The organism is Sandarakinorhabdus sp., assembly GCF_031422795.1.
In the GTDB taxonomy this organism is placed as follows: domain Bacteria; phylum Pseudomonadota; class Alphaproteobacteria; order Sphingomonadales; family Sphingomonadaceae; genus Sandarakinorhabdus.
Genome location: NZ_JANPML010000412.1, coordinates 1 through 5,126 on the forward strand (window position 1 = coordinate 1; position 5,126 = coordinate 5,126).

The 5,126-nt window shown below is 61.2% G+C and carries 6 protein-coding genes and 1 pseudogene; 2 read left to right on the top strand and 5 right to left on the bottom strand.

The features are described 5' to 3' along the window. Together RMO81_RS14365 and carB are read right to left on the bottom strand one after the other, a co-directional pair. A pseudogene (locus RMO81_RS14365) lies at nt 1-149 on the bottom strand (transcription elongation factor GreA); the annotation flags it as partial. Nucleotides 150-244: 95 nt separating this feature from the next. Continuing rightward, nucleotides 245-3,487 (bottom strand): carbamoyl-phosphate synthase large subunit, encoded by a 3,243-nt coding sequence (gene carB / locus RMO81_RS14370; protein WP_310476591.1) that lies wholly within the window; start codon nt 3,485-3,487, stop codon nt 245-247. Between the two features lie 48 nt (nt 3,488-3,535). Between carB and RMO81_RS14375 the strand changes: the two genes are divergently transcribed. Together RMO81_RS14375 and RMO81_RS14380 are read left to right on the top strand one after the other, a co-directional pair. Beyond that, nucleotides 3,536-3,772, top strand: coding sequence for a hypothetical protein (locus RMO81_RS14375; RefSeq protein ID WP_310476592.1), 237 nt, complete (start codon nt 3,536-3,538; stop codon nt 3,770-3,772). Beyond that, a complete protein-coding gene (locus RMO81_RS14380) occupies nt 3,756-4,172 on the top strand; it encodes a type II toxin-antitoxin system VapC family toxin (RefSeq protein ID WP_310476593.1) in 417 nt (138 codons plus the stop codon). The genes RMO81_RS14375 and RMO81_RS14380 overlap by 17 nt, the downstream gene beginning before the upstream one ends. On the opposite strand, the gene RMO81_RS14385 is transcribed toward RMO81_RS14380, so the two are convergent. The 3 genes from RMO81_RS14385 to RMO81_RS14395 form a co-directional block, all read right to left on the bottom strand. Then, nucleotides 4,169-4,291, bottom strand: coding sequence for a hypothetical protein (locus RMO81_RS14385; protein ID WP_310476594.1), 123 nt, complete (start codon nt 4,289-4,291; stop codon nt 4,169-4,171). The genes RMO81_RS14380 and RMO81_RS14385 overlap by 4 nt on opposite strands. After that, the gene (locus RMO81_RS14390; protein WP_310476595.1) at nt 4,291-4,650 is read right to left on the bottom strand and encodes a hypothetical protein; all 360 of its coding nucleotides are present in this window, start codon (nt 4,648-4,650) and stop codon (nt 4,291-4,293) included. The genes RMO81_RS14385 and RMO81_RS14390 overlap by 1 nt, the downstream gene beginning before the upstream one ends. After that, nucleotides 4,647-5,126 (bottom strand): glutamine amidotransferase-related protein (locus tag RMO81_RS14395; protein WP_310476596.1); only part of this gene is annotated, 480 nt, incomplete at its 5' end. The genes RMO81_RS14395 and RMO81_RS14390, both read right to left, overlap by 4 nt.

Consider the following 5,126-nt stretch of genomic DNA (forward strand, 5'->3'; position numbering starts at 1 on the left):
TCGGCATTTTCCGACAGATCGCCGTGGGCGCGCGCTTCCTCGATGGCTTCCACCACCGCCGGCCGCTCCACCTCTTTCAGTTGCCGCAATTGGCTGATCAGGAATGCATGTCCTGTCGGCAGCATCGGCACCTTTTCCATCGTCGCCATGGTCGTTCAACTATCCTGCAAGTCGTTCCAAAGAATTGCCCCTGCCAGCGCGTTTCAGCGTCGCCAGGGGCCGCAGGCGGATATTCTGCCGCCGATCAGGACTGTCGATGATAGGATTGAAGTGGCCGAACTTCAAGCGGGTGTCGCCGCATTGCAGCAATTGCCGCCACAGCCGCCCGGCTGGCCGGTGCCGTGGTGTAATAGGGCACACGGCCATACAGCGCCGACGCGCGGATCGATTGGCTGTCTTTCAGCGACTGCAAACCTTCGGTGGTGTTGAAGATCAGCGCGATCTCGCCATCCTTGATGCGATCAACGATGTGCGGGCGGCCTTCGGCAACCTTGTTCACCGCCGTCACCGGGATACCCGCGGCTTTCAACGCGCGCTCCGTGCCCGAGGTGGCGACCAGTTCAAAGCCGAGCGAAACGAGATCCCGCGCGGCGTCCATGATCTGCGGCTTGTCACTGTCCTTCACGCTGATGAACACGCGGCCCGATTGCGGCAGCACGGTGAAGGCGCCCAGCTGGCTTTTGGCAAAGGCGGTGGCGAAATCGGCATCAATGCCCATCACTTCGCCGGTAGACTTCATTTCCGGGCTTAACACCGGATCGACCCCGGGGAAGCGCGCGAACGGAAATACGGCTTCCTTCACGGCGATATGATTGCCGACATTGCGTGGGCTGAGATCGAAGGACGACAGCTTCTCGCCGGCCATCACCCGCGCCGCGATCTTGGCCACCGGGATGCCGGTCGCCTTGGCAGTGAAGGGCACTGTGCGGCTGGCGCGCGGGTTGACCTCGATCAGGTAAACGTCGCCATTCTTGATGGCGAACTGCACGTTCATCAGGCCCTTCACCTTCAGCGCGCGGGCCAGCACTTCGGTCTGGCGCTCGATTTCGGCGATGATATCGGCGGGCAGGCTGTAGGGCGGCAGTGAACAGGCACTGTCGCCGCTATGCACGCCGGCTTCCTCGATATGCTCCAGCACGCCGGCGACAAACACGGTTTCGCCATCGGCCACCGCGTCCACGTCCACTTCGATGGCGTCGCGCAGATAGCGGTCGATCAGCACCGGCGACGTCCCCGATACCACCACGGCCTCGCGGATATAGGTTTCCAGCTGGGCGCGGGTGTCGACGATTTCCATGGCGCGGCCGCCTAGCACGTAGGACGGGCGCATCAACACCGGATAACCGATGGTTTCGGCCACACGCACGGCCTCTTCAGCGCTGCGGGCGATGCCGTGGTCAGGCTGCTTCAGCCCAAGCTGGGTGATGAGAGCGGCAAAACGCTCGCGGTCTTCGGCCAGATCGATGCTGTCGGGGCTGGTGCCCAGGATCGGGATGCCGGCATCCTGCAACGCCTGTGCCAGCTTCAGCGGGGTCTGTCCGCCCAGCTGCACGACAACTCCAACCAGCTCGCCATTCTGCATTTCGGTGTGGAGGATTTCCAGCACGTCTTCAGCGGTCAGCGGCTCGAAATACAGCCGGTCCGACGTGTCATAATCGGTCGAAACGGTCTCGGGATTGCAGTTGACCATGATGGTTTCATAGCCGGCGTCATTCAGCGCAAAGCAGGCGTGGCAGCAGCAATAATCAAACTCGATGCCCTGGCCGATGCGATTGGGGCCGCCGCCAAGGATGACGATCTTGCGCGCCGCCGTCGGGTTGCTCTCGCAATCGGGCTCGCCAAAACTGGGGGCTTCGTAGCTGGAATACATATAGGGCGTTTTCGCCGCGAATTCGGCAGCGCAGGTATCAATGCGCTTGAACACCGGGCGCACGTTCAGGGCGCGGCGCGTGCGCGACACCTCGGCTTCGGTGGTGCCGGCCAGATGTGCCAGCCGCGCATCGGAAAAACCAACGGACTTCAGGCGGCGGAACCCGGCGGCCTCTGTTGGCAGGCCCGCGGCCTTCACCGCGGCTTCCATCTCCACCAGCTCCAGCATCTGGCGCAGGAACCAGGGTTCGAACTTGGCGATCTGGTGGATGCGCTCCACGCTCATGCCGGCGCGCAGCGCGTCAGCCGCCACCAGCAGGCGATCAGGCGTCGGGCGGCTCAGGGCGGCTTCGATTTCCTCGATGCTGGCGCCCTTCAGCTCCTCGACTTCATCAAAACCGGTCAGGCCCGTTTCCAGCCCGCGCAGCGCCTTCTGCACGCTTTCCTGCCAGTTGCGGCCGATGGCCATCACTTCGCCCACCGATTTCATCGCGGTGCCGAGCAGCGGCGCGGCGCCCTTGAACTTTTCGAAGGCAAAACGCGGGATCTTGGTGACGATATAATCGATGGTCGGCTCAAACGACGCCGGGGTGGCGCCGGTGATGTCGTTCATGATCTCGTCGAGCGTGTAGCCAACCGCCAACAGCGCCGCGACCTTGGCGATCGGGAAGCCGGTGGCCTTGGATGCCAGCGCCGAGGATCGCGAAACACGCGGGTTCATTTCGATGACGACCAGGCGGCCATCCTTGGGGTTCACCGCATATTGCACGTTGGAACCGCCGGTTTCGACGCCGATTTCACGCAGCACTGCGATGCTGGCGTTGCGCATGATCTGATATTCCTTGTCGGTCAGCGTCAGCGCCGGCGCGATAGTGATGCTGTCCCCGGTGTGGACGCCCATCGGATCGATATTCTCGATGGAACACACGATGATGGCATTGTCCGCCTTGTCGCGGACCACCTCCATCTCATACTCCTTCCAACCGAGCACGCTTTCTTCCACCAGCACTTCGGTGGTCGGGCTGGCATCAAGGCCGCCGGTGACGATCTGGATGAACTCCTCGCGGTTATAGGCAATGCCGCCGCCGGTGCCGCCCATGGTGAAGCTGGGGCGGATGATCGATGGCAGGCCAATTTCTTCCAGCGCGGCCAACGCTTCCTCAACGGTATGCGCGATACGACTTTTCGGCGATTCTAGCCCGATCTTGTCCATTGCGTCGCGAAATTTCAGCCGATCCTCGGCCTTGTCGATGGCTTCGGCATCAGCACCGATCAGCTGGACATTGTATTTCTCCAACGTGCCATCGCGTGCCAGCGCCAGCGCGGTGTTGAGCGCGGTCTGGCCGCCCATGGTGGGCAGCACGGCATCCGGCCGTTCCTTTTCGATGATGCGCGCGACGATTTCGGGCGTGATCGGCTCCACATAAGTCGCGTCCGCCAGTTCCGGATCAGTCATGATCGTCGCCGGATTGGAATTGACCAGGATGATGCGATAGCCCTCCGCCTTCAGCGCCTTCACCGCCTGCGTGCCCGAATAATCGAACTCGCAGGCCTGGCCGATGATGATCGGGCCGGCGCCAATGATGAGGATGGACTTGATGTCGGTGCGTTTGGGCATTGGCGGCCTTTACCGGGCTATGCTAATAGATGACAGAGGAGAAACGCTGTGGAACGGGTGATCGTTGATCTTGATCGCGCCGATGTGGCCGAGGCTTTGCGGGCTCAGGCCAACGCCCACGGCCGGACCGTGGCGGAGGAAGTCGCGGCGGTGGTGCAGAGGCAATACGCGCCGGCCTTGATCGACCGGCTGCGCGCCATTTGCGGCGATAGCAATGAGCTTTATCTGCCGTCCCGCGAAGTGATGGAACACGAGCCGCCATTTCTGCATGATGATTTTCGCTGATACTAATGTGTGGAGCGAGGTGACCAAACCTCGACCAGACCCGGCCGTCATGGAATGGCATCGCCGGAATGACGGACAGACGTTGCTGTCTGTGGTGGTGATTGGTGAAATTGAACAGGGCATCGCCATGACCAGCGGCCCGGAAAAGCGCCGAGTGCTGAAGGTTTGGCTGGCAAATCTGGTGGCAGAGCATGCCGGACGCATCGTGCCTTTTGATGAACCTGCCGCGCGGCGCTGGGGCCAGATCTGCGCAACCGCACGACTGGCAGGTCGCAGCCTGCCGCTGGTCGACACGATGCTCGCCGCGCAGGCGCTCTGCCATGGCGCAGTGCTGGCCACACGCAACGTGCGTGATTTTGGGGTTGAAGGGCTCACGGTTATTGATCCCTGGAGCAACTAAAAGCGCTTGGGTGCCTTCTCCGCCTGCGTGCCCGAATAATCGAACTCGCAGGCCTGGCCGATGATGATCGGGCCGGCGCCAATGATGAGGATGGATTTAATGTCGGTGCGTTTGGGCATCAGAACATATCCTTTAGCAACGCGGCACTGGCAACAAAGAGACTCCCGAACGAAATCCAATCACTTCTCGAAAACTGCCCGATTCTTCCAACGAGTGAATTCTGCCGCAATTCAAAGTACATAATTTTCGCAGCATCCTTGATTGAGGCCCATACGTACCAGTTGCCTTCTTCTCTGCTTTCTATGACTTGCACCAGACCGAGGTCTTGCCAAGAATTTGCAAGATCAAGCAAGTCTTTGTGAGAACGCGCCGGACATAAATGACTCAATGACGGAATAGGGTCTTTATTGCTCAAAGCCTTCCCAACCAATCTCATCAACACATCACGTTCCCTAATTTCTGTCGGGAACTCAATCACTTCAGCCCCCCAACGAACTTCTCGAACAGATACTGGCTATCTTGGGGCCCGGGGCTGGCTTCGGGGTGATATTGCACGCTGAACGCCGGGCGGTCGGTGAGTTCCAGGCCGGCCAGCGTGCCGTCAAACAGGGAGATATGGGTCGGCCGCGCCGTGGCCGGCAGGGTTTCGGTGTCCACGGCAAAGCCATGGTTCATCGAGGTGATCTCGACCCGGCCATCGGAAAGGCGCTTCACCGGGTGGTTGGCGCCGCGGTGACCTTGCGTCATCTTCAGCGTTTTCGCGCCCACGGCCAGCCCTAGCAGTTGGTGGCCAAGGCAGATGCCAAACAACGGCAGGCCGGCGTTCAAGATCTTCTGGATGGTCGGCACCGCGTGCACGCCGGTGGCGGCTGGATCACCGGGGCCGTTGGACAGGAAGATGCCGGCCGGCTTCAGCGCCATGATTTCATCAAACGTCGCGGTCGCCGGCACCAC

Excerpts from the sequence above, each read along its gene's own strand:
- carB (WP_310476591.1), bottom strand. The coding sequence starts at position 3,487 with ATGCCCAAACGCACCGACATCAAGTCCATCCTCATCATTGGCGCCGGC.
- RMO81_RS14380 (WP_310476593.1), top strand. The coding sequence starts at position 3,756 with ATGATGATTTTCGCTGATACTAATGTGTGGAGCGAGGTGACCAAACCT.
- RMO81_RS14385 (WP_310476594.1), bottom strand. The coding sequence starts at position 4,291 with ATGCCCAAACGCACCGACATTAAATCCATCCTCATCATTGGCGCCGGC.